The organism is Segatella baroniae B14, assembly GCF_022024235.1.
Taxonomy (GTDB): domain Bacteria; phylum Bacteroidota; class Bacteroidia; order Bacteroidales; family Bacteroidaceae; genus Prevotella; species Prevotella bryantii.
On record NZ_CP091799.1, the window covers coordinates 396,760 to 420,702 of the forward strand.

General features: G+C 36.4%; 17 protein-coding genes, 2 tRNA genes and 1 pseudogene. 9 read left to right on the top strand and 11 right to left on the bottom strand.

The genetic code is table 11. The annotated features are described in order from the left end of the window. Window positions 1–163 precede the first annotated feature (163 nt). Both L6469_RS01680 and L6469_RS01685 read right to left on the bottom strand, forming a co-directional pair. Entirely contained in the window at window positions 164–2,419 is a 2,256-nt protein-coding gene (locus L6469_RS01680) for a right-handed parallel beta-helix repeat-containing protein (protein ID WP_006282961.1), read from the bottom strand. Further along, the gene (locus L6469_RS01685) at window positions 2,416–2,913 is read right to left on the bottom strand and encodes a T9SS type A sorting domain-containing protein (RefSeq protein WP_006282960.1); all 498 of its coding nucleotides are present in this window, start codon (window positions 2,911–2,913) and stop codon (window positions 2,416–2,418) included. The genes L6469_RS01680 and L6469_RS01685 overlap by 4 nt, the downstream gene beginning before the upstream one ends. Window positions 2,914–3,045: 132 nt before the next feature. Between L6469_RS01685 and L6469_RS01690 the strand changes: the two are divergent. Both L6469_RS01690 and L6469_RS01695 read left to right on the top strand, forming a co-directional pair. Further along, window positions 3,046–3,972, top strand: a pseudogene (locus tag L6469_RS01690) (AAA family ATPase); the annotation flags it as partial. Between the two features lie 187 nt (window positions 3,973–4,159). Then, window positions 4,160–5,740: a vWA domain-containing protein gene (locus tag L6469_RS01695; protein ID WP_006282958.1), complete on the top strand. Its 1,581-nt coding sequence runs from the start codon at window positions 4,160–4,162 to the stop codon at window positions 5,738–5,740. On the opposite strand, the gene L6469_RS01700 is transcribed toward L6469_RS01695, so the two are convergent. Beyond that, a complete protein-coding gene (locus tag L6469_RS01700; RefSeq protein WP_006282957.1) occupies window positions 5,727–7,163 on the bottom strand; it encodes a glycoside hydrolase family 10 protein in 1,437 nt (478 codons plus the stop codon). The two genes, L6469_RS01695 and L6469_RS01700, sit on opposite strands and share 14 nt — an antisense overlap. 185 nt (window positions 7,164–7,348) lie before the next feature. On the opposite strand from L6469_RS01700, the gene L6469_RS01705 reads away from it, so the two are divergent. The 4 genes from L6469_RS01705 to L6469_RS01720 all read left to right on the top strand — a co-directional run bounded on the left by L6469_RS01705 (window position 7,349) and on the right by L6469_RS01720 (window position 11,082). Continuing rightward, window positions 7,349–8,866 (top strand): carbon starvation protein A, encoded by a 1,518-nt coding sequence (locus L6469_RS01705; protein ID WP_006282956.1) that lies wholly within the window; start codon window positions 7,349–7,351, stop codon window positions 8,864–8,866. Between the two features lie 113 nt (window positions 8,867–8,979). Further along, on the top strand, window positions 8,980–9,591 hold the full coding sequence (gene recR, locus L6469_RS01710) for a recombination mediator RecR (protein WP_006282955.1): 612 nt from the start codon (window positions 8,980–8,982) through the stop codon (window positions 9,589–9,591). Window positions 9,592–9,601: 10 nt separating this feature from the next. Further along, on the top strand, window positions 9,602–10,027 hold the full coding sequence (locus L6469_RS01715; RefSeq protein ID WP_006282954.1) for a hypothetical protein: 426 nt from the start codon (window positions 9,602–9,604) through the stop codon (window positions 10,025–10,027). After that, window positions 10,024–11,082 (top strand): glycosyltransferase family 2 protein, encoded by a 1,059-nt coding sequence (locus L6469_RS01720; protein ID WP_006282953.1) that lies wholly within the window; start codon window positions 10,024–10,026, stop codon window positions 11,080–11,082. Before L6469_RS01715 ends, L6469_RS01720 begins: the two co-directional genes overlap by 4 nt. A gap of 87 nt (window positions 11,083–11,169) precedes the next feature. Here L6469_RS01720 and L6469_RS01725 read toward each other — a convergent pair. From L6469_RS01725 to lon, 7 genes are all read right to left on the bottom strand, one after another. Further along, a tRNA-Asp gene (locus tag L6469_RS01725) sits at window positions 11,170–11,243 on the bottom strand. Between the two features lie 24 nt (window positions 11,244–11,267). Then, window positions 11,268–11,341, bottom strand: a tRNA-Asp gene (locus tag L6469_RS01730). A 170-nt stretch (window positions 11,342–11,511) separates the two neighbouring features. Further along, window positions 11,512–12,846 (bottom strand): NADP-specific glutamate dehydrogenase, encoded by a 1,335-nt coding sequence (locus L6469_RS01735; protein WP_006282952.1) that lies wholly within the window; start codon window positions 12,844–12,846, stop codon window positions 11,512–11,514. Between the two features lie 249 nt (window positions 12,847–13,095). After that, entirely contained in the window at window positions 13,096–14,763 is a 1,668-nt protein-coding gene (locus L6469_RS01740) for a DEAD/DEAH box helicase (RefSeq protein WP_006282951.1), read from the bottom strand. A gap of 52 nt (window positions 14,764–14,815) precedes the next feature. Further along, a complete protein-coding gene (locus tag L6469_RS01745) occupies window positions 14,816–15,991 on the bottom strand; it encodes an LptF/LptG family permease (protein WP_223918700.1) in 1,176 nt (391 codons plus the stop codon). Window positions 15,992–16,053: 62 nt separating this feature from the next. Beyond that, the gene (tgt, locus tag L6469_RS01750) at window positions 16,054–17,181 is read right to left on the bottom strand and encodes a tRNA guanosine(34) transglycosylase Tgt (RefSeq protein ID WP_006282949.1); all 1,128 of its coding nucleotides are present in this window, start codon (window positions 17,179–17,181) and stop codon (window positions 16,054–16,056) included. Then, entirely contained in the window at window positions 17,178–19,649 is a 2,472-nt protein-coding gene (gene lon, locus L6469_RS01755; protein ID WP_039870810.1) for an endopeptidase La, read from the bottom strand. The genes tgt and lon overlap by 4 nt, the downstream gene beginning before the upstream one ends. Window positions 19,650–19,786: 137 nt before the next feature. Here lon and L6469_RS01760 point away from each other — a divergent pair, with 137 nt between their 5' ends. Continuing rightward, entirely contained in the window at window positions 19,787–20,512 is a 726-nt protein-coding gene (locus L6469_RS01760) for a tRNA1(Val) (adenine(37)-N6)-methyltransferase (RefSeq protein ID WP_006282947.1), read from the top strand. Here L6469_RS01760 and L6469_RS01765 read toward each other — a convergent pair. Next, entirely contained in the window at window positions 20,509–21,540 is a 1,032-nt protein-coding gene (locus tag L6469_RS01765; RefSeq protein ID WP_006282946.1) for a diacylglycerol/lipid kinase family protein, read from the bottom strand. The two genes, L6469_RS01760 and L6469_RS01765, sit on opposite strands and share 4 nt — an antisense overlap. Before the next feature lie 182 nt (window positions 21,541–21,722). Here L6469_RS01765 and spt point away from each other — a divergent pair, with 182 nt between their 5' ends. Both spt and L6469_RS01775 read left to right on the top strand, forming a co-directional pair. Next, on the top strand, window positions 21,723–22,910 hold the full coding sequence (gene spt / locus L6469_RS01770; protein WP_006282945.1) for a serine palmitoyltransferase: 1,188 nt from the start codon (window positions 21,723–21,725) through the stop codon (window positions 22,908–22,910). 351 nt (window positions 22,911–23,261) lie between these two features. Beyond that, window positions 23,262–23,399, top strand: a complete 138-nt coding sequence (locus L6469_RS01775) for a hypothetical protein (protein ID WP_155815432.1) — start codon at window positions 23,262–23,264, stop codon at window positions 23,397–23,399. Window positions 23,400–23,943 lie beyond the last annotated feature (544 nt).

Here is a 23,943-nt window from a genome sequence, read left to right on the forward strand (position 1 = left end):
GATAACCTAAGGTGTCGGTCGTTTTGACCGGAAGCATAAAGCCCCGAGAAACCTCTCTATTATTCTGTGTAAGAAAGAAAGTCTTAATCGACTAAAACAGCAAGTGCCAATTCTTGAAAAAGGAATTGGCACTTAGACATTTTATTGTGTTTGGAAAACTCTCTTATTCTAATGTAATCAAGAAAAGATTTCGAGAGTCTTTTTTCTTGATTTCATAACTATCTGGACTTATTGTTATTTTATAAATGCTTGTGTTGCCAGTATAGCTGGTTCCATTAAGTTTGAATGATGCAGTTTCGTTGTCTCCAAAAACAAGCGTCAGTTCCATTTCTTTAGTCGTTGTGAACTTTATACTCGTACTACCTTCCATTTTTAAGCAAGTAGAGTAGGTTGTACCGTTATAGGTAGCTGTTCCTTTGCTATTTGAACCATTGCCAATAACCGTAAATAATGGATTTGAAGGAACACCTGTTTTATCAAAACTACAGATAAGACTTTTTGTTATTGCTTGATTTGTATCTTGATCGGTTTGATCATTTGAAGTGGAATCACCATCTTGTGTATTTGCTGATGGTTGTTGATCAGAGTTAGCACTAAGACCCGTATAATTGTCAATCAGGTTTGCCAAACTTGTGTTTACGTCAGAGCTGGTATCTTCGGAGTCAGAAAAAGTATATTGCAAATCACCATGATTCAGGCGTCCTGCTCCATAATATCCAGTAACGATAGATGGTACATCTTCAGCCGCGTTAGGGGTATAAGAGTACATAAGTGATGTATCTGTATCAAAGTTGTTATAGGTATCTTCGCCACTTAGTGCCTTAACGATATCAGGAACTTTCTCATCTCTACTGCTTGCCTCATAAGCGTCAAAGTTAGTTTTTGTGTCGATGTTTAGACTTTCTGCAGTAACCTCTTTTCCTTTAGTGAGTAATGTTGAAGCTCCGTAAGGCCAATAGCTCACGGTATTGTTTGTGCATACAATCTTGTTGCCATAACTCTTGATACTTCCGCCAGTTTCATTAGAGAAAGTAGCATTATCCAGTTTATAGGAACTAGAACCATCATATACATCATTGCCTTGTAGAGATGTCAGCATAGGGAATTTACAATTGCGGAAATAGTTTGCTTCCACAAAAGCGTCACTTCCTGTAGTTACACCTACACCGTATTTCGAGTTACCATCGAAATAATTATTCCACATGTGTACAGACATGGTTCTGATACGAGCATGTCGAGAATCGCTATGATCAAACCAGTTATGATGATAAGTGATATAGTTTGGCCCAGTTTCACTCTTCATACCACACATACTTGATTTTCCTGAATCCCAAAAGTGACAATTGTCGATAGTGACATATTTTGAATCAGACTTTACATCAATGGATCCATCGCCCTTGGCATGGTCTCCGCTACCACTTTTACCATAGAAGACATCAATATGGTGTACCCAAATGTTGGAGTTATTTGTATCAAGCGAAATACCATCATCCATTTGTCGCATAATTCCTAAGTTTCGGAATTCTACGCTTTTTGAATTTCTTACTAAAAAACCAAATCCTTTGATGGTTGCATCTTCGCCTATACCTTCGATAGTTAGGTTTAACTCGCTGTTAGCTTTTTTACCTTTTATCTGAACACCTTCTTCGCTACTTCCGTATGAATCTAGTTGTCCATCCTTAATACAACCAATGATACGAATAGCTACCGGATTAGTAACATTACCCTTTTCAAGGGCAGATAGGATAGACTGCAGTCCAGTAAAAGTACCAGAACTTAAATTAGCAGTAACAGTTTTTGCATTGTTAGCATTTACATATACAACGACGGCATTTTCTTTAAGCGTACCATCATCTTTGTAGGCACCTACTCCTGAATAATTTAGGTGTGCAAATCCAGAACGAGTATATCCCTTTACTGTCAATACGTCTGTTTCGCTAGCTTTGTTTTCTACTTCTTTACCATTGATAACAGGTACGATGCGTAGTTGATAATCTCCTGCTTGAAGTCCAACCACATCAGCTCGAACATAATCGGTATATTGACGTACAAGTTCATTGTCAATTTGTTTATATTCGTTGATGTTTCCACCTTTTATATATACATTGTAGCTTTCTGCTCCTTTCATAATGGCCCATTCTGCATAAGCAGATTCAAGCCATCCCTTTGCTTCACTGATTGTGATATTTCCTTCAGCAATCTTCTTGAATTTAATTTGGCTTACATTTCCGTCATAGGTTATTGTATTGCCGTTTATTGGATTAACTGTTATTTGATCTTGGTTGAATTCAATACTATTGAGGTTAGCCGTTTGAAAATTGTCGATTTTACCATTTTGAAGAGTAATATTTACTTCATTTTGGCTTAAAGCCGATTGTGATACAAGAAGTGTCGAGAATAGTATATAAGAGTATTTCATTTTTTTTGGAATTTTATAAATGTGTGACCAACTTTAATGATATAGATACCTTTTGTTAGATGCTCTAAAGGGAGAGTTATACTTTCTGAAGAAACTCTGGTTTGAAAGCATTTTTTTCCGGATGTATCAAAAAGTTCGATGCGTTCACCAGGTGCTATACCTTGCAAGTTAAGAGTGTTTCCGGTGATATTTGAGAGGTTTTGATAAGTCTTTATAGAGCTTATACCAGCAGTTTGGTTCCAGGTTATTGTGACATCTTCCATATCTTCGCTTTGCTGGCTGTCGTTAGCGTTAAAATGTAAAATAACATGGTCTCCATCAAATGTTATTTTACTTAATGTTTCTTCTACTTGAATTCCGTTGATGGTTACTGTCGGATTTGTGTCATTGGCTGCCCATGCGTTGGATGTTCCAATGCTAAAAACTAACGCAACAAACAATGGCAATCTATACAATTTTAGGTTTTTTTTCATGTTTAATAGTTTGTTTTTCATTAAGTTTATTTGCAAAAATATATAAAGGCATTGGTTTATCCAAATTATTAAAAGAAAAAGGTTGGTTAAGACATAAAAAAATATGTAACTTTGCAGATTATGAAGGAACAAATAGAAAATCTTCTTCGGGAGATGAATCAAGGAATATACGAAAAGCAGCAAGAGATATCTCTTTCATTGTTGGCAGCGGTCGCTGGAGAAAGTATCCTTTTACTAGGACCTCCTGGTGTTGCAAAAAGTATGGTGGCACGTCGTTTGAAACTTGCATTTCTTGGAGCAAGGAGTTTTGAATACTTGATGTCTCGTTTCTCTACCCCCGATGAAATCTTTGGTCCTGTGAGTATATCTCGTCTCAAGCAGGATGGTGTTTATGAGCGATCTGTTGATGGTTATCTTCCTACGTCTGATGTTGTATTTTTGGATGAAATATGGAAGGCTGGCCCTGCTATTCAGAATACGCTCTTGACAGTTGTTAATGAAAAAATATTTCGTAATGGTACTCAGGAATATCAACTTCCTCTTAAATTATTAATTGCTGCAAGTAATGAATTACCTGCAAAGGGCGAAGGTCTAGAGGCATTATGGGATCGCTTTGTTATCCGCTTAGAGAGTACTCCTATCCGCGATGAGCGTAATTTTGAGCAGATGCTTATAGGGGAAGATCGCGAGTGCGAAGTTAGCGAGAAATGGAAGATAACTAATGCTCAATATCAAGAATGGCAAAGTAAACTTTCTGATATTTCCATCTCTCATGAAGCGATGTCGCTTATTTTGCAGATACGTAAGCAGCTTCGCGCTGTAAATATAGACCCTGCTGATGAACGTCGTCGTATTTATGTAAGCGATCGAAGATGGAAGCAAATCGTTAAATTGTTAAGGACATCTGCGATGTTGCAAGATCGTGACGAGGTACAGATAGTAGATATTTTTCCTATTTATCATTGCTTATGGCAGGAACCTGAAGAGCGTGATGAAGTTAGAAATATTGTAATTCGTACATTATTCTTAAATTTAGCACAGCAGTTGGCTACTCTTAAAGATGATTTGGCTAAAGATATTCTTTATCACCATTGTAATCGTGATTATGTAAGTGAAATTGAAGCAATTGCTGATCAATTACAAAATCGTGATCAGTCTATCCAAAACAATATTTTTATTGGAAATTCTGATAAGATTAGGATTAAAGAGTATTTGAAGGATTTTTATAAAGAATTAGCTTTTACCCGTCAGGATACGTCCAAGCTTTATGAATAAAGATTTAGTTGAAAGTAGTCGTTATCTCTATGTTTTACAGGCATATTGTCAGCAAGGCGTTATTCCTGATCGTAAAAAAGTTGAGGCAGTGGAACAACCATGGATTCATTTGGATGATGCTTTGATGGATTATTTGTATGAACTCATGGCTGATTCACATTATCAAGCTCAGGTTAGAAACAGCCGAATAAGGGGAAAGTTGTTTTATACAGAAGTAGGTAAATTTATAGTTGATAATATCCATTACCTGAAGTTCCAAAATATGCGTTCTTGGACAGAACAGAATAAGATGAAAAAAGTGTTGGAATGGGGGGAAGCTAAGCGTCGGGATCGTGAAACATGGATGGAATTACTTCATGAAATAGATCGGAACCACCATGATGATGGTTTTGATAAAGATTTTTTTATTCGACTTTTTTCGCAAGAAAAAGATAATGAGTTAGAGGGTGCTGCTAATCTTTTAAATTGGGAATTATTAGTAAGAGATTGGCGGGAATCCTTGAATCATGGGCATCGTCGTATAGTCGAGAATCATATCAAAGCTCGTAAGGCTGGTTTTGAAACTAATCTTCGATTATTGATGGATCAGATGACTCAGCATATTCGTGAGAAAAATATTAGTGAGGCAGAAGCTTCTCAGGCTTTTGATCAGATGGAAGGTACATGGACAGAAACGGAATTTGAACGTAAATTGCGTGAGATCCGTCTTCAGGACAGATATCCAGAAATCGGAGAGATTGTAAGTCGTATGGGCCGGATAGAAGATGCTTCAGGTCGAGAAAGATTAACTGTAGCAGCTGGATATTCCATGAAGATAGAACATTCTTCTGGAAGTGATATCGAGGGAGTAACTATTGGTAATGATCTTAATGCCCTCTTACCTGCAGAATTGGCACAGTATGGTGATGAGCTTTTGGGCGATGCTTTTATTTACAAGTATCTCACGAAAGGGTTGCAGACATTACGTTATAAGTCGGAAATAACAAAACCTTCTAGAAAATTAGGTTTTGTGCATGCTACTCGTAAGGGACCTATGATCGTGTGCATTGATACGTCTGCAAGTATGTATGGTATGCCTGAGCGTATTGAGTCTTCTCTTATATCTTTGTTAGAAGATTCTGCAGAAAAGCTTCAGAGAGACTGTTTTCTTATCGATTTTTCCGTAAGTGTTCATCCTGTAGATTTATTAGAGCAATTGCATCAACAGCGGTTGCAAAAAATAGGATTATCTGATAGAAATAAGCGCATGAGTGTTCAAGAGCGAAATCGAAAAGAAGGACTTCCTTTTATCGGTGGGGGTACTAGTGCCAAATTAATGCTTGATACCATGATGGAACTTTTGGACAATGATGGTAAGGCCTATATAAATGCAGATGTGCTTTGGATCACCGACTTCTTAATTCCTATGCCAGAGCAAACTCGATATTTTAAAAAATGGGAAGAGTATAAAAAGACAGGAACCAAGTTTTATGGACTTCGAATAATCTCTTCAGATGAAAAACATGAAAATGAGTGGGAACACTTATTTCATAAGATTTATACTATTCGGTATCGCCAAATTAGAAGATATTGAATATCTTCCTTTTAACGATGTCTAGCTTTTGCTGAGCTTCTATTGCATAAGACTTTTTTTCAATCCATGGTGTCTCATTACCGAACCTATCCATGCGAGTAATAGCATAATGGTAAGATGATACTTTTTGAAGATAGTGATTTAGTTCTTTTTTAGGAATTCTTCCAATCACTAGATTTCGAGCATCAGCGGTATTCACTGGATATTGGTTAGAAGCGTATATATTATACAAGGTATCAGTAGGCACTTTCTTTTCCCAAGTCATGGCAGGTACTAAAGCTGGATAGGCATTGAAATTCTTAGTATATTCGTAGATGCCTTTTGTGTTGTCTGTGAAAAATTTTCCTCTAAAGAACGTATGTCCCATGCCAAGTTGACGAATAACTTGCATTTCTCTTGTAATTTCTTCTATAGGCCAGTTCTTTTCTTTAGGAGACAAAAAATATATACCTAATCCAGGTGCTATAATTCGTCCATTATCATTTTCTTTCCAGTCTATGGCAAAAGGATAGAAATTATTTCCCTTGAAATACATCATCGGGAATAGTTCGTCCATTAAACCATCACGAAGCCAACCTTGTGCATCTTGACATACCCTCTCGTAAGCATTCCATCCATGAGCCCAATTACGTGGTAAGTCGTTGTATTTTCCTATTGGTGAGCAACTAATTTTTATCCATGGTTTAACAGGCTTTACAGCTTTGTTTATTTTGCTTACAATAGAAGTAATATAGGCTCTTCCTTGCTCTTTGTTGACTTTGAGTTTCCAGTCTTCAGGATATCGTATATAGTCAAGATGGATACCATCGATATCATAATTTTGCGTTATTTCCGCACAAATCTTAGCCAGGTAGTCGCCAGTTCTAGCATCTTCTGGGTTCATGTAGCCATCAATACCAATCTTTTTGATGAGGTTTCCAAATTTTTTCCTTAATGTTATACACCCAAGACTATTCCATTTACCAACAGGTATAGTTACAATCCATGCGTGTAATTCCATTCCCCTTTTGTGGCATTCGTCAATAGCGAAGGCAAGGGCATCGTATCCTGGAGATTTACCAGGAAATCCGGAAAGACATCCATCCCAAGGTTCATACGCTGAGGGATAGATCATGGTACCTCTTACTCGGGTCTGAATCAAAATGGTGTTTATACCGGCTTGCTGATATAAATCAAGTAAGTGGCAGAGTTCGGTCTTTTGTTTTTGTGCAGATCGTTCTGATTGCGAATAGGAGTGAGGCCAGTCTAATCCGCCGATAGTGGTGAGCCATACGGCACGAACTTCTCGTTTAGGGATATTTGTGTTAAAATAATTAGTATCTTCGTTTTTTTCTTTGTAACTATTATAGTAGATACTTTGATTTTGTCCCCAAGATGGAATATAGATATATGCCAAGATTAGCAATAGCAAATGATGTTTCATGTTCTTATTTGTAAATTTTGAAAGCAAAGGTACAAAATAATTATTATATGTAAAAATGATTATTTCTTCTTGAAAGATTACGGGATAGTAAATTATTATTATTTGGCTAATTTTATTTTCTTTCTGAAAGTAAATTTGTATATTTGCATTTGAATTTAAACATAAAACCAATAAATAATCATTTTATGATTTCATTTACTTTAAGTCTCTTAGCTCTAATTATAGGTTATTTTATTTATGGCCATTTTGTAGAGCATGTATTTGGCCCTGATGATCGACCAACTCCAGCTGTCGTTAAATGCGACGGTGTAGATTTTATGACTCTTCCTAGTTGGAAGATTTTTATGATTCAATTCCTTAATATTGCCGGAACAGGTCCTATTTTTGGCGCTATTATGGGGGCGTGGTTTGGTCCTGTCGCTTATCTTTGGATCGTGTTTGGATGCATTTTTGCAGGTGCTGTACATGATTATCTATCTGGTATGTTAAGTATTCGTCATGGTGGTGCTAATTTACCAGATTTGGTAGGTAACTATTTGGGACAGCGTACAAAGACGGTCATGCTGATATTCTCCGTTTTACTATTAATGATGGTAGGAGCTGTATTTGTTTTAAGTCCTGCTATTATTTTAGAGGGAATTTGGGGTGAAAAAATCATGTGGATTGTTGTTATATTTGTTTATTATGTAGTTGCAACTATGTTGCCAGTAGATAAGATTATCGGTAAAATTTATCCTTTATTTGCTTTCTCTCTTATCTTCATGGCAATAGCATTGATGGTTGGGCTTTTCATCAAGATGCCAGCACTTCCTGAACTTTGGTCTGATGTAGCAAGCTTAGGTACCAAGGAGTCATCTGAATTATTGGGCGTAGAAGAGTTTGCAAGTAATAATCCTATTTTCCCTTGCCTCTTCATTACAATAGCGTGTGGTGCAATTAGTGGTTTTCATGCTACTCAAAGCCCTTTAATGGCGAGGTGTGTTGAAAGTGAAAAACTTGGTCGTCCTGTTTTTTATGGATCAATGATTACTGAAGGTGTAGTGGCTTTGATTTGGGCTACCGTATCTATTTTCTTTTTTTATAATGACGGATGGCGAGAGGTTGTTCCTGCAGATCAGATACAGACTTTCTTTGCCCAATGGGATCATGGTAAAGGTAAAACCTTGGTTCAATTCTTTGATGCTCCGGTGGTTGTCAAAATGATTTGCTCAAGTTGGTTAGGTGTATTTGGAGGAATTTTAGCTCTACTAGGTGTTGTTGCTGCCCCTATAACTAGTGGGGATACTGCTTTGAGAAGTGCTCGACTTATTATTGCTGATTTTGTTGGATTGGATCAGCAATCCGTGAAAAATCGTTTTTATATTAGTATACCATTATTTGCTGTAGTCGTAGCTCTTCTAGTATGGCAAATGAAGAATCCTAATGGATTTAATGTTATTTGGCAATATTTTGGATGGGCTAATCAAACTTTGAGTGTGTTTACATTATGGACGCTTACAGTCTACTTGGTGCAGAAAAAAAAGCCATTTATTATCACTTTGATTCCAGCATTATTTATGACGATTGTATGCTCTTCGTTCTTGGTTATGAGCCCTCAAGCATTCGGATTTAATACGTCTATTGGATATGGTATAGCTACTGTTATTTTAGTATTATCTCTAAGTGGCTTTTTTGCTTGGTATCGCAAAGTAACAACCAGATAAATTGTTAGTAAATGTTTTAAAGGAAAGGGAAAAGGTGAAACTTCGTAATAGAAGTTTCACCTTTTTAAGTTGAATTGTCAATTTTCTACAAAAGATATTGTATCTTTGCAGTTATGGAAAAGCAATATCCTTCTCGCCTTTTAGAAAAGGCGGTTTCTGAATTTTCAAGATTACCGGGAATAGGACGTAAAACTTCTTTGCGTTTGGTTTTGCATATGCTTCGCCAAACAAATGAGGATGTAGATGGTTTTGTATCTGCTATATCGCATTTGAAAAAGGAGGTAAAATATTGTAAGGTATGTCATAATATCAGCGATACTGATGTATGTCCAATTTGTTCTGATCCTCGTCGAGATGCTTCTACAGTGTGTGTGGTAGAGAATATCCAAGATGTTATGGCGATAGAAAATACGCAGCAATATCACGGTTTATATCATGTTTTGGGTGGTATTATTTCACCTATGGATGGAGTAGGACCTGCTGATATTGAAATAGATTCTCTTATCAATCGTGTAGCTGAAGGACATGTAGAGGAAATTATTTTTGCTTTGAGCTCAACGATGGAAGGGGATACAACAAATTTTTTTATATCACGGAAATTGGCCGATTTTCCTGTTAAATTGAGTGTTATTGCCCGTGGTATCTCGGTAGGTGATGAATTGGAGTATACTGATGAAGTGACTTTGGGCCGTTCTATTCTTAATCGTACACCTTTTGGTAAGTAGAATTTTTGATATGAATACTATACAACAAAAATTATTATTCTTTTTTTGGGGTCTTCTTGGTGCAAGTGGTCTGTTGGTTCTTTTGGCTGAGACGGAAATGATAGTATTGCCTGTGATGAGCAGTAATGGAGTTTTTATTAGTCAAGTATTATTGGAGCTTTTTTCAATAGTTTGTATTCCACTTGCATTACGTCTATTCACTTTTGATAGAATACATCAAGAACTGATAAATCGTAAAGAAAAGGCTCTATTAAAGTGGGGGTTAGTTCGCTTGTCTCTTCTGCAGATTCCAATGTTTGCTAATCTGGTATGCTACTATCAATCTTATTCTCCTGCTTTTGCTTATTTAGCTATCATATTATTTCTTTGTCTCTTTTTTGTGAATCCGAGTAAAGAAAGATGTAATGCTGAAATAAATAATAATTCAGAAAAATGAAATTGTCGGTAGTTATCGTTAGTTATAACGTTAAATATTATTTGGAGCAGTGTTTGCTTTCTTTACAACGTGCTTTATCTACAATAGATAGTGAGGTAATTGTTGTTGACAATCATAGTAAGGATGGTAGTTGCGAATACTTGAGAGAAAAGTTTCGTGATGTACAATTTATAGCAAGTAGACATAATTTAGGTTTTGCTCGTGCTAATAATCTTGCTATAAAAAAATGTAAGGGTAAGTATGTACTTTTGCTTAATCCTGACACTGTTGTTGGTGAAGATACGCTGATTCATGCTGTTGACTTTATGGATAAACATGCTGATGCAGGTGCTGTAGGAGTAGGGATGCTTCATGTTGATGGCACTGTAGCTATGGAGTCAAGAAGAGGTATCCCTTCTCCTATGACTGCGTTTTATAAGATGATTGGCCTTTGTAATCGTTTTCCAAAAAGTAAACGTTTTGGAAAGTATTATATGAGCTATTTACCTTGGGATAAGCCCTGTGAAATAGAGATTGTTAGTGGTGCTTTTTGTCTTTTGCGTAAAGAAGCTTTGGATAAAGTAGGACTGCTTGATGAAGATTTTTTTATGTATGGTGAAGATATTGATTTGAGCTATCGAATCTTAAAGGGTGGTTATCATAATTATTATATCCCAGAACAGATACTTCATTATAAAGGTGAAAGTACTGAGAAATCTTCATTCCGCTATGTTCATGTGTTTTATGGGGCTATGTTTATTTTCTTCAAAAAGCATTTTAGTGCTATGAATTTGTTGTTTAGTATTCCAATTAAGCTTGCTATTTATGTGAAAGCTTTTTGGGCAACAATCTCTATGCTTTCTCAAAATTTAAATCGAAGTTTAGGTTTTGTTTCTTCGAAAAAGATTCCTTCTGATACATTGGAAGAGTTTCTAGTGTGTGATACACAAAATATGGAATACAGAGAGATTCTTAAGCAACTTGCTAACTCTGATCATAAACGTCCGATAGCTTTTTTATATAAGGACAAAAAAATGGTTATTACACCAAGTGATGTAATTTTCGATGATCTTTGATAAAATTAAGGTTGCACTAAAATGGTATCCTTAATCTATGGGTTAGGAGATAAACAAAAAAGTCTTCAGATAATTCTGAAGACTTTGCGGTGCGTACGAGACTCGAACTCGTGACCTCCTGCGTGACAGGCAGGCATTCTAACCAACTGAACTAACGCACCAGTTAATTCTTGCTGATGTAGTTGCGGTGCGTACGAGACTCGAACTCGTGACCTCCTGCGTGACAGGCAGGCATTCTAACCAACTGAACTAACGCACCAATTGTACATCATTTCTGAATTGCGAGTGCAAAGATAGTAATTTATTTTGATTCTGCCAAATTTTTATTCGTATTTTTCTTTGTAAAAAAACATGGCTTTTATGGTAATAGAAAGGGTTACCGTAAAAACTACGATAACCCTTTGTATTTTAATGTAGATATAAAAAATCTTAGTAAATGCCTTGAGCCATCATAGCTTTAGCAACTTTCATGAAGCCTGCTACGTTAGCACCCTTGACATAGTTGATATATCCATCTGGTTCTGTACCATACTTCACACAATTAGCGTGAATTTCGTCCATGATGTTATGGAGTTTGGTATCAACTTCTTCACGAGTCCAGCTCAAGCGTTCAGAGTTCTGAGACATTTCAAGACCAGAAGTTGCAACACCACCAGCATTAGAAGCCTTACCTGGGCAGTAGAGAATCTTAGCATCCTGGAATACCTTGATAGCTGCAGGTTCTGTAGGCATGTTAGCACCCTCTGATACTGCAAATACGCCATTTGCTATAAGAGTTTTAGCTTCAGCTTCGTTAATTTCGTCTTGAGTAGCGCAAGGGGTTGCAATGTCGGCTTTCTCGCCCCAAGGTCTTGCATTCTCTACATATTTAACGCCATATTTCTCAGCATATTCCTTGATACGTCCACGTTTAACATTCTTCAATTCCATGATGAATGCAAGCTTTTCTGCATCAATACCATCAGGGTCATATATATAACCGTTAGAGTCTGAGCATGTAACAGGTTTTGCACCCAACTGAAGAAGTTTCTCGATGGTGTACTGTGCAACGTTACCAGAACCAGAAACCAAAACAGTCTTACCTTCGAGACTTTCGCCACGAGTCTTCAACATATCCTCAAGGAAGTAAACATTACCATAACCAGTAGCTTCAGGACGAATCAAAGAACCACCGAATTCAAGACCTTTACCAGTTAAAATACCCTGGAACTGATGAGTTAACTTTTTATATTGACCAAACATGTAGCCTACTTCACGACCACCAACACCGATATCACCAGCAGGAACATCCTCGTCAGGACCGATAAGACGGTAGAGCTCATTCATGAATGCTTGGCAAAAGCGCATAACTTCCATATCACTCTTTCCGTGAGGATCGAAGTCTGAACCACCTTTGGCACCACCCATAGGAAGAGTTGTGAGGGAATTTTTGAAAGTCTGCTCGAAAGCCAAGAATTTCAAAATAGAAGCGTTAACAGATTTGTGGAAACGAAGACCACCTTTATAAGGGCCGATAGCATTATTGTGCTGTACGCGATATCCCAAGTTTGTCTGTACATTTCCATTGTCGTCAACCCAAGAAACTCTGAACTGAAGAATACGATCTGGAACGCAAAGACGTTCAATCAGGTTTGCCTTTTCAAATTCAGGATGCTTATTGTACTCTTCTTCTATAGTACCAAGAACCTGACTTACAGCCTGAATGTATTCTGGCTGACCTGGAAATTTAGCCTTGAGCTTTTCAATGACTTCTGTTGCTTTCATATTTCTTAATCCTTTATTGGTTTATAAATTCTATAATAAGCTACTTTTTAAGAAAGTAATTCTTAATATTTGACTTGCGGTTGCAAAGTTAAAGGATTTCTTTTAAAAAACAAGAAAAAAGACACTTTTTTTTAAGAAAAGATTATAAAAAGTAACTTGTTAGGTGTAAAAGTAGCCATTTTATTCTTTTTTCTTACGTAAAAAACAATAAAGTTCTGAAAGCATTTACTTCCAGAACTTTACATTATGTTATTTTCTAAAGCCAAATAATTTCTTTATGAAACCTTTGATTCTTTCTGTTTTTTTAGTAACAGTCGTTTCTTGTATTGGGGCTACTTTTTTATTTTGTTTTGCATTATAGTTTTGCTTTTTATTATCCTTAATGCTATTTTGGCGTTTTTTAAAGTTGCCTTCTATGTTCCCTTTTCGTTTTGGCTTTGGATAATTGCTACTTCTGTTTTGGGCGTTCGTATTTCTATTCTGAGTATTCTCTTGGTTTGGATTGTATTGCTCTTTTCTTACCTTATTTTTATTAGCTTCAGATGACTTTTTATTTCTTCTGTTTTCGTTTGTCTTTTTTCCTTCATATTGATGGTCGCGATACATCGGGTTGGTCCTTTTGTTTTGTGGATTTGATGTGCGCTCAGTTATGTCGTTATTTTTCTGGTGACAATGCTGTTTTTTATCTTTATGTGAAGTTTGGTTTCGATCTTTGCGTCTTCTGTTTTTGGCAGAATTGTTGTTCTTATTAGGTTTTCCCTGTTTTCTGTATTCAGGTCCATCACCTAAATTTTCTGGTAACTTATTCTTTTGGATTTCTTTTTCGAGAAATTTTTCGGTTTGTTGAAAATAGAATTGATCTTCTTCACTTACAAGTGTAATTGCAACTCCGTCTCTATCTGCACGTGCTGTTCTACCTATGCGGTGTACATAGTCTTCTGTATCGTGTGGTACATCATAGTTGATGACCATGGTTATGTCATCAATATCAATACCTCTTGAAACAATATCTGTAGCAACAAGTACGTCTAGCTGACCTGCTTTGAATTTATACATAATATCATTGCGTTCTTCTTGTGTCAGGTCCGAATGCATTTCTCCGCTATTAATATGTTTACGTTGTAAAGCACTATTTACTTGTTTTACTTTTGTTTTACTGCCACAGAAAACGATAACTCTTTTTAGATCTCCAGCTTTGAATATATCTTTAATGATGCCTAATTTTTGTGTTTCGTAGCAGATATAGGCGCTTTGCTTAATTTTTTCCGCTGGTTTGCTTACAGCCAATTTAATTTCAATAGGGTTTTTTAGCAGTGTTTTTGCCAAGTCTTCGATTTTTTCAGGCATAGTTGCAGAGAACATGATAGTTTGGCAAGTTTGAGGAAGTTCTTTAGCAATAGCTTTAATATCATCTGCGAACCCCATGTCGAGCATTCGGTCTGCTTCGTCTAGAATAAAGAAGCTAACTTTACTCAAGTCTACATTTCCCAAACTTATATGTGATATCAAACGTCCTGGAGTAGCTATAACAACATCTGCTCCGAGTTTAAGACTTTTTACTTCTTGATCGTAACGGTTGCCATCATTTCCTCCATACACAGCGATACTGCTTACGCCTTGCAGATAATAACCAAATCCTTGCATTGCTTGGTCTATCTGCTGAGCTAATTCTCTTGTAGGGCTCATGACAACACAGTTTATTGCTCCTTCAGGATAGCCACCATCATCTAATTTACTTAATACAGGTAACAAATATGCTGCAGTTTTTCCTGTTCCTGTTTGAGCTACACCTAATACATCATGTCCATTTAATATCTCAGGGATGGTTTTTTCCTGAATTGGTGTACATGAATCAAACCTCATATCGTATAGTGCATCAAGCACATTATCATTTAAGTCTAAATTTTCAAATCTCACTATTATCTGATTTTATTTGTTTCTAATTATAATATTTATCTCTTTAATCTTTTTACCTTGGTGCTCGTTTATAGCAGAATAGGGCTATGATTGCGAAAATCATATTTGGTATCCATGCTGCCAACATAGGTGGGGCATCAGCTTGAATAGCAAATGTAGAACTTACGGTCTGGAGCATGATATAAGCAAAACTTAATGCCAAGCCTACTCCTAGGTACATACCCATTCCTCCTTTTCGTTTGCGTGAAGATAGAGACAAGCCAATGATGGTTAAAATGAAAGATGCAAAGGATGAGGCTATTCGTTTATGATATTCTACTTCGTATTGTACTACATTTCCAGAACCTCTATTTTTTTGTTTTGAGATATATTCTTTTAGTTGTGGGCTTGTAAAAGTTTCTTGTTGTCCTTTAGAATATACGAGATCAGTAGGTTCCATATATAATGTCGTATCTTTTTGGTTCCCGTTTGTAATATGTTCTCGTAATCCTCTTAAATGTCTCTCTTTCCAGTTGCTCATACGCCAATGATATTTACTATCAGAAATTGTGTCATACTGTATTTCCATAGCTGTCATGTGGTCTACAAGTTTTTTGTTTTCAAATTTATCTAGAGAAAAGCCAAACCCTTTTTTTAGTCTGTCGTCATAATGCTGTATATACACAATGACACCTTTGTCTATTTGTAGCATTACGTTATCTGCAGAAGTAATTTTCTTTTTGTTTTTATATAAGGACTCGAAATTTTGTCTTACAACGTTTCCGTGGGGAATGACATAGGCTGATAAATAATAGTTGAGCATCGATATCAAGACACAAGAAATCATATATGGCCTCATGAGTCGTTTGAAAGATACTCCAGCGGCTAAAATTGCTATAACTTCCGAATTCCCTGCTAATTTTGAAGTGAAGAAAATAACGGCGATAAAAACAAATAAAGCGCTAAAAAGGTTGGCAAAATATGGGATGAAGTTGGCGTAATAATCAAAAACAATTGCCTTTAAAGGGGCGTGATATTCTGTAAATTTTGCCAGATTCTCATTGATATCGACAACGATAGAGATGGAAATAATCAAGATAATTGAAAAGAAATATGTTCCGATGAATTTCTTGATGATATACCAGTCTAAACGCTTGATGTATCGACGGAGATTTAGAAAACCTAAAAAAGAAAGCTTTATACCTAACCATTTACAAAACTTGATAAGCCAGGCAAACCTATCTTTCATAGTTTTGCCTAGCCTAAAAAGTTTATGGAATTTTCTTAATTTCGTGTAGTCCATTTCTTTTGTTAAATTCTTCTACCGAGTTGATCTATAATAGATCTTTTCCACGTTACAAAGTCACCTTGCTCTATATGATGACGAGCATCTGTTACAAGTCTTAGATAGAAAGACAGATTGTGTATACTTGCTATCTGCATAGCTAGTAACTCTTGCGCTTTAAACAGATGATGAAGATATGCCTTTGTTGTAATGCGATCTATTTCGCATCCATCTGGATCTACAGGGCTGAAATCATCTTCCCATTTCTTATTACGCATGTTCATGGTTCCATTATAGGTGAACAACATGGCATTTCTACCATTTCGAGTTGGCATTACGCAATCGAACATATCGACACCGCGCTCAATACCTTCCAAAAGATTTTGAGGTGTACCTACTCCCATAAGGTAACGAGGTTTGTCTTTTGGTAATATTTCATTGACAACCTCTATCATTTCGTACATGATTTCTGTTGGTTCACCCACAGCGAGTCCGCCGATTGCATTTCCGTCAGCACCTTTGTCTGCGATATACTTGGCTGCTTCTTGTCGAAGGTCTTTATATGTACATCCTTGAACAATAGGGAAGAGACTCTGATTGTATCCATAAAGAGGCTCTGTTTCGTTAAAGCGCTTGATACAGCGATCGAGCCATCTTTGTGTCATCTCCAAACTCTTCTTGGCATATTGGTAATCACTTTTTCCTGGAGGACATTCATCAAATGCCATCATGATGTCAGCACCGATAATACGTTCTGTGTCCATTACGTTTTCTGGTGTGAAGAAGTGCTTGCTTCCATCAATGTGTGAACGGAATTCGCAACCTTCTTCTGACAATTTACGAATGCCTGTCAGTGAAAATACTTGGAAACCACCACTGTCAGTAAGAATTGGACGATCCCAACCATTGAATTTGTGTAACCCTCCAGCTTTTCTCAATACGTCCAAGCCAGGACGGAGATACAAATGATATGTGTTACCCAATATGATCTGAGCTTTTACCTGCTCTTTCAATTCATTAAAGTGAACACCTTTTACAGTACCAACAGTACCCACGGGCATGAAAATAGGAGTCTTGATCTGTCCGTGGTCTGTTGTTATGATACCAGTTCTTGCATCAGATGCGCTGTCTGTATGTTGTAACTCGAATTTCATTTATTTTCTTCTTCTTTATTCTCTTCGGGAATGGTGAAATTGATGGCGTTATCTACTTTTTCGTCTGTAAGAGCAAAATCCCAAACATCTTGTACATTTTCTACATAATGGAAAGATACACCTTCTAGGTATTTATCAGGAATCTCATCGATGTCCTTCTTGTTGTCTTTACACATGAGAATATCTGTAATGCCGGCGCGTTTTGCAGCTAAAATTTTTTCCTTGATACCACCTACAGGGAGCACCTTACCGCGAAGTGTAATTTCACCGGTCATAGCTGTATTTTTGCGTACTTTACGTTGTGTAATAGCTGAAGCAATACTTGTTGCTATTGTGATACCTGCAGAAGGACCATCCTTAGGTGTTGCTCCTTCAGGAACATGTACATGAACATTCCAATAGTCAAAGATCTTGTAGTCTATACCAAGTTTTTCAATATGAGCTTTTACATACTGCATTGCTATGACTACCGATTCTTTCATGACATCTCCCAAGTTACCAGTAATGGTAAGTTTCTCACCTTTACCCTTATTAAGTGAAGTCTCGATAAATAAAATTTCGCCGCCCACACTTGTCCATGCTAATCCTGTTACAACACCAGCATAGTCATTACCTTGGTAAATATCTCTATAATATGGAGGTTTGCCTAATATACCTTCTATTGCTGTAGGTGTAATTTTGGTATAAGGTAGTTTGCCGTCTCTCATTCTTGTATAAACCATCTTGCGGAGAGCTTTATTGATTTGCTTTTCCAACTGGCGTACACCACTTTCTCGGGTATAATTTTCGATGATATATTCTAATGCGGCTTTACTGAATGTAGGTTTGTCTTCTAATTGATCAAGGCCGGTATTTTCCATTTCCCTTGGTACAAGGTGGCGTTTAGCAATTTCTATCTTTTCTTCTGTGATATAGCCACTAACTTCGATAATTTCCATACGGTCGAGTAGTGGACGAGGAATAGAACCTAAATCGTTTGCTGTAGCGATAAACAATACTTTTGATAAGTCATAATCTACATCCATGTAGTTGTCATGGAAAGCTTTGTTTTGCTCTGGATCGAGAACTTCAAGAAGCGCGGAATATGGATCTCCATTGATGTTATTCTGTGAGATTTTATCAATTTCATCAAGGATAAATACAGGGTTACTTGAGTTCGCTTTTTGGATACTCTTGATGATTCGGCCAGGCATTGCGCCTATGTAAGTTCTTCTGTGTCCTCTGATTTCTGCCTCATCGTGTACACCACCAAGAGAAACGCGTACATATTTACGTTTCATGCTGGCAGCAATACTTTTTCCAAGACTGGTTTTACCAACACCTGGAGGACCGTACAGACAGATAATAGGTGATTTCATGTCACCTTTGAGAGCTAGAACTGCTATATATTCAAGAATACGTTCCTTAACTTTTTCCATGCCGTAGTGGTCATGTTCCAACTTTCGTTTTGCATGGTTTAAGTTAAGATCGTCTGTTGTGAATTCATTCCAAGGCAGACTTACCAGAGTTCTCAAATAATTATATTGAACCGAATATTCTGGGCTCTGTGGATTGAGCATGTCGAGTTTTTCTACTTCTTTGTAGAATACCTCCTGAATATCAGAATTCCATTTTTTGGTCTTAGCCTTTTCCATTAATTCAGCACGTTCTGGTGATCCAGAGTCAGTGCCGAGCTCTTCCTTAATTTTCTTGATTTGCTGCTGCAGGAAATACTGTCTTTGCTGCTCATCAATATCCTCATGAGTACGGCGTCTAATTTGTTGTTTGATGTCGTTTAGTTCGAGTTCATTGTTGAGTAGTTTTAATGTCATGTAGATCCTGTTGACAAACGATTTCTGTTCCAACATTTTTATTTTGTCTGGAATGCTGAAAGGAGAATTTTCGCAGATGAAATTTACCAACATGACATTGTTGGATATATTTTTTAAAGCAAATTCAGATTCATCAGGAATCTCGTCATTCTGGCGAATATACTGAATGGCGGTTTTCTTAAGGGTATCGATAAGTGTGTTGAATTCTTTATTGTCATTGTTTGGAATGACTTCTTCAATTGGTTCAACAATGCCTTTGTAATACGGACGGGTTTTAGTCAGATTGACTAGCTTACATGGTCCAAGTCCCTGGACGATAGCTGTAGTATTAGCACCAGAGCCAGGCATTTCCATTACTTTTACAATTTTAGCAAAGACTCCGGTCTCATATAAATCCTCTTGTTGTGGATTGTCTACATTTTGGTCTTTTTGGCAAAAAATGGCAAAGACTGTACCTTCTTTGTCTTTCAGCTTTTCTATTAAGTTTACACTGGCTTCGCGACCTACAAGAATTGGACTAATCACTGTAGGAAAGAGAACCAGGTTTCTTGTTGCTAAAATAGGGTATTCACCTGTCTCCATTGTTCCCATAAGTGCAGATAAATCCCCATCATAATCAGCAATCATCTGAAATTGTGTATTTGATTTTCTCTTCATTGTCTTAAATTGTCATTTAGTGTGCAAAGATAAGAAATTTAATTCGAATATGGGGGCGCTATTCTTTTAATTTCTTTAAATAAGGTGTATTTGCCTGTGAAAAGATAATAAACTGTGAGAATATTCGTTTAAGTGGTATGAAAAATAATAGCTTTACTTTTCAACAGTTTGAAATTAAACAAGAACATTGTGGTATGAAAGTTGGTACTGATGGGGTTCTCCTTGGTGCTTGGGCTTTAGGCGGAGATCACGTTCTTGATATCGGTACAGGTACCGGATTGTTGGCATTAATGATGGCTCAACGTTATCCTAATGCATTTGTTGATGCGATAGATATAGATGATGCGGCGTGTAGGCAGGCTGTTGAGAATGTTCGGAATAGTATTTTTCATGACCAAATTTGTGTGCATTTTATGGATTTACAAAAATATTATCTTTTTTTGCAGGGTAATTCTGGAGATGTCAAAAAATATGATAGTATTATTTCTAATCCTCCATATTTTGTAAATAGTTTAAAAAATCCTGATTCTCAACGTATGATGGCACGTCATGCGGAATCGTTGCCTTATAGCGAATTGTTAGAAGTATCTAAGAATTTGCTAAAGGTTGATGGTTCTTTGTCAGTGATATTACCGGCGGAAACGGTTGATTCGTTTGTTTCTATAGCTTGTTCAAAAGGATATTATTTATCTCGGAAACATGCGATAAAAACGGTGTCTCGAAAACAACCTTCTCGCTATTTATTAGAGCTTAAATTAATGTTTCCTGGGACAATAGACGAACAAGTATTTTGTTTGATGAACTCAGATGGAAAGCGTACAGATTGGTTTGCTAATATGACGTCTGATTTTTATTTATATTAAAAATTTGAATTCAATTTTCTTTGGATGGCTTTACTGATAACTTCAACTTTTTTCCCAGTTTTGGTAATGTCTGTTCTTACAGAATGCAAGTTGTTAAAGAAGTCAGTAAAGGCATTTTGTAAAATATTAGGTCTTCTTTGTTGCTTGTTTGCATTTGGGTTGACAACAACTTTAATTCCACTTGGCTCAATCTTTACATCTATGTCCTGATTTGTCATCACTGGATCACCATCGTAATGGATGACGCCCGGCTGACTTCTATGGATATGGAGTTGTTTGCATCTGAATGTTTTGATATGTGGGTTTTTATCCATAGTTTTGTTGAATAAATCAAAACTCATTTGTCCAGCCTCAAGTATGTCAAAAGGTTCCATAATGATGACGTCCATTAATCCGTCAGACATAGATGCCTGAGGAGCTATGTACGCATTATTACCATATTGTGAAGCGTTAGCTATGGATATGAGAAACGCCTGATACTTATATTTTCCGCTCTCGTCCTCTATTTCGTAAGTTTCTGGTTCGTATTTGAGCCATTCGCTCAAAATGTTTTCCATGTAGGTTATAGGCCCACGTTTGCCGCTTTCTGCAAATTTCATACTGATAAGCGCATCAAATCCCATACCACAAGTACAGAAAAAATCGTAATCATTAATTACACCGTAATCTAAATCATGAATTTCGGCTTTATTGATTATTTCTATACTTTTTTTTATGTTCATTGGTATCATGAGGTGCCTTGCTAATCCGTTACCAGATCCGCATGGTATAATTCCAAGAGCAGTCTGAGAATGGACTAGTGCGCGAGCCACTTCGTTGACAGTACCGTCACCTCCGATGGCAACAACAATGTCATAGCCATTGTTTTTAGCGTCAATTGCTATTTCCGAAGCATGCCCTGCATATTCTGTCAAGCGTATTTGATAGTCAAACTTTTTTTTGTCTAAAGTTTTTTCTATTATTTCTGGAATACCAGCTTTACTAATGGTACCAGATATAGGGTTCATGATAAACAAAATTTTCTTCATAAAATAACATAACGCTGATTTATGCAATGCAAAGTTAATAAAATCCAATTAAATACATGTTTTAATCGCATAAAATTTGTAGTAAAGATAACTTTCTTAGTAAAAAAGATGGTATGTTAGTACTTTTTTGTATCTTTGCAGTCTGAAAAATAGAAAAATATAAAAATACTATACCTATTATAATGGGACAGTTAGAAGAAAGATACAAAAATTATCGTGTACCACAAGAGTACATGAAACAAGGTGTGTATCCTTATTTCCGTGAGATTACAAGTAAGCAGGCTACAGAAGTAGAAATGGCTGGTCACAAAGTGTTGATGTTTGGCTCTAATGCTTATACTGGTTTGACTGGAGATGAACGTGTTATTGAGGCTGCTAAGAAAGCACTTGATAAATATGGTTCAGGATGCGCAGGAAGTCGTTTCCTTAACGGAACTCTTGATATTCACGTTCAGTTGGAGAAAGAATTAGCAGAGTTTGTACATAAGGATGAAGCTCTCTGCTTCTCTACTGGCTTTACGGTTAATTCTGGTGTTATTGCTACAGTAGTAGGAAAAGGTGATTATATTATTTGTGATGATCGTGATCATGCTTCTATAGTTGATGGTCGTCGCCTTTCTTTTGCCCGTACACTGCATTATAAGCACAATGATATGGATGATTTGGAGCGTGTGCTCAAAACTCTTCCTTATGAGGCTGTTAAGTTGATTATTGTAGATGGTGTCTTCTCAATGGAAGGTGATTTGGCTAAATTACCAGAAATTGTTGCTTTGAAGAAGAAGTACAACTGCAGTATCATGGTAGATGAGGCTCATGGTCTTGGTGTATTTGGTAAGCAGGGTAGAGGTGTTTGTGATCATTTCGGCTTGTCAGATGAGGTTGATTTGATTATGGGTACATTCTCTAAGAGTTTGGCTTCTATTGGTGGTTTTATTGCCGCTGGTAAGGAAACTATTAATTACTTGCGTCATACTAGCCGTACATATATTTTTAGTGCTTCTGATACTCCGGCAGCTACAGCTGCAGCATTAGAGGCTCTTCATATTATACAGGAGGAGCCTGAACGTATAGAGCATCTTTGGGATATTACTAATTATGCTTTGAAGCGTTTCCAGGAAGAGGGTTTTGAAATTGGTGATAGTGAAAGTCCAATTATTCCTCTATATGTTCGTGACATTCACAAAACATTCTTGGTTACTCAGGCTGCATTTGAGGCAGGTGTATTTATTAATCCTGTTATTCCACCAGCTTGTGCACCTCAGGATACATTGATTCGCTTCTCGCTAATGGCTTCTCATTCTAAGGAAGAAGTTGAGCGTGGTGTACAGATTTTGAAGAAGGTATTTGTAGATTTAGGAATTATAAAGTAATTCTAATTTTACAACTAAATAAAATAGGATGCAACTAACTTATGTTTGCATCCTTTTTCTTTTTAGGAAATACTTGTAATTTTAATCAGGAACTTTGTGTTCTTCGATTTGATTTCTTGTCGTTCCTATTATATTCTATTTTAACTTGTTTTTATTTTATACTTTTCTGCTTTTTTGAACTGAATTAGTTATAAAACAGATATATAGTGCAATAAAAGTTAAATAAAGACGAAAAATCTCCAATTATTTGATTTATATCAATTTATAAGTTATATTTGTTACCGTATAAGGCAGATTATGTATCTGTGCTTTGTTTTGTAAATATATATATTCAACTCAAACTTCAGCACTATGGCAGTTACAGATTTAAAAAAGCAGTTAATTTATAAAGATTTTACTGCAAAAAGCTACATTGACCAAGATTTAGCTGATGAAGATGTAGCAATTGAATTTAGGGATGAACTTAAAACTGATATCTGGTTTAACTAATGATATTGGTATTTAGGTTGTAGTAAAACATCAATTAAGACTATATTAGCAAAAAGCAGTTTCATGAGGTGAAGTTGCTTTTTGCTTTGTATTTAATGCTGTATATGATAATATATGTGCTTTAGTTTATCTCTCATGAGATACTATTTGTACTTTATCGCACAGTTTTAATATTTTTTTGAATTTACTTGACAAAAACTGTCTTGTGCTTTGCGAATTTGGAATGGCAATGTAAGAATGCCTCAAATACGCGAATTTTGAAGTGTTTTTGTATCTTCTTGAATATCAACTTGTTATGCATTCAACGCTCCACCGGTTTAAGAAATGGACGACAAAACCATAGGTCCTAGGGGGTAAAAGCTTAGGGTTGATGCGATAAGGTCATAGAGTTTAGCGAACAAAGTCTTAGGTTTCGACCCCTAGGACCTGTGGTTTTGGCGGGAGAGAAAATCTAGGGGAAGAAAAAAGACCAAACAGGCTGATCAAAAGTTGAATATTTTAAGCTAGATGATGATTTTTAGTGGCTATGTTTTTTTGCTATATT